Source organism: Bacillus cereus group sp. BceL291, assembly GCF_051776705.1.
GTDB classification, from domain to species: domain Bacteria; phylum Bacillota; class Bacilli; order Bacillales; family Bacillaceae_G; genus Bacillus_A; species Bacillus_A cereus.
Genome location: NZ_JBPWAP010000209.1, coordinates 1 through 1,621 on the forward strand (window position 1 = coordinate 1; position 1,621 = coordinate 1,621).

Genomic DNA, 1,621 nt, shown 5'->3' on the forward strand with positions numbered 1-1,621 from the left:
CACATCCATCAACTTAAGGATTTAGACTATTTTTGAAGTTAAAAGCACGTTACTATTTTCTTATGTTAATGAGAAAGGGTGACGTGTTTTTTATGAATATGAATCAAAAACAAGAATTATCTTTATTCGCTGAAGAGTTATATCGATATATGTCTCCCGCTACACTTAATCAATTAGCCATAGAAGCAGGCGGAATGAAACGAAAACGTAAGTGCCACGGGCACCATTTCTTATCTTTGTGTGTATGGCTAAATCAACAAGTCGCTACTACCTCTCTTACTCAACTATGTAGTCAATTAGAAACTTCAACAGGAGTTTTATTAAGTCCGGAAGGACTTAATCGACGATTTAACTCTGCTTCTGTAGCCTTCTTTCGAACTGTATTTACTACACTTCTACAAGCTAAAATTGGAGGCGTATCTAAGATTTCTCATTCTCTTTCTTCCTACTTTGAGCGCATTCGCATCCTTGATTCTACAACCTTTCAGGTTCCAGATCGATTCGCATCTACCTATCCTGGTGCCGGAGGATGTAGTCATAAAGCTGGTGTGAAAATTCAACTAGAGTATGACTTGTTGAGTGGGGAATTTTCTGATGTGAAAATTGAACCAGGAAAACGAAGTGATCAGGCGTATGGTGCGACTCGAACAGGCATGATACAAAAGAATGAGCTGTATATTCGTGACTTAGGATATTTTCGTCTACAAGACTTTAAGTCTATTCAAGACAAGCAGGGGTATTATTTATCTCGTCTTAAGTTACCAACTAAAATATATAGAAAAGAGTTCGAAACAGTGGTATTTAAAACAAAACCCTCTCAATTGAAACCAGTATATATACAAATTCATTTGGAAGACATTATGAAACAACTACAACCTGGCCAAGTGTATGAATTACACGATGTATATGTAGGGAGTAAGGACAAATTGCCTACTCGTATTGTAGTTTATAGGTGTACCGAGGAGCAAAAACAGAAACGCCTACGTGACCGAGCTATTCGTGAAAAGAAAAAAGGAATTACATATACAGAGCGTACAAAGCTTTTACAAGGTATTACGGTATATATGACAAACATTCCTACGGAATGGGTACCAAAAGAGAAAATCTATGATTTATATTCATTACGTTGGCAAATTGAGCTGTTATTTAAAATATGGAAATCTTGGTTTCAAATTCATTGTTGTAAATCTATTAAACAAGAGCGATTAGAATGTCATCTTTATGGGCAACTCATTAGTATTCTATTATGTTCTTCTACTATGTTTAAAATGCGAGAACTCCTATTACGTAAGAAACAGAAAGAGCTAAGTGAATATAAAGCGATGTACATAATTAAGGATTATTTTTCACTTTTTTACCAAGCATTACACAAAAACACCCAAGAATTATCAAAGGTTCTCCTTCGTCTGTTTAACTTCCTACAGCACAACGGACGAAAATCTCATCGATACGAGAAAAAGACAGTCTTTGATATTTTGGGTGTTGTCTATGAGTATACCACTTCTACTCATCAGGTAGCATAGTAAAAAATTGAAACCCGTCAGGGTTTATTTGATATGCCCGCTTTTATAAAATCTACAAAAGATAATAAAAAACTATATGGAAAGACCGCATTTTGTTT

The 1,621-nt window shown here is 35.2% G+C and carries 1 protein-coding gene; it reads left to right on the forward strand.

Annotation, left to right across the window (positions count from 1 at the left end):
• The first annotated feature begins 92 nt into the window (after positions 1-92).
• The gene (locus ACS2CR_RS34095) at positions 93-1,523 is read left to right on the forward strand and encodes an IS4 family transposase (protein WP_153603188.1); all 1,431 of its coding nucleotides are present in this window, start codon (positions 93-95) and stop codon (positions 1,521-1,523) included.
• The last annotated feature ends 98 nt before the right edge of the window (positions 1,524-1,621 follow it).

Excerpts from the sequence above, each read along its gene's own strand:
- ACS2CR_RS34095 (WP_153603188.1), top strand. The coding sequence starts at position 93 with ATGAATATGAATCAAAAACAAGAATTATCTTTATTCGCTGAAGAGTTA.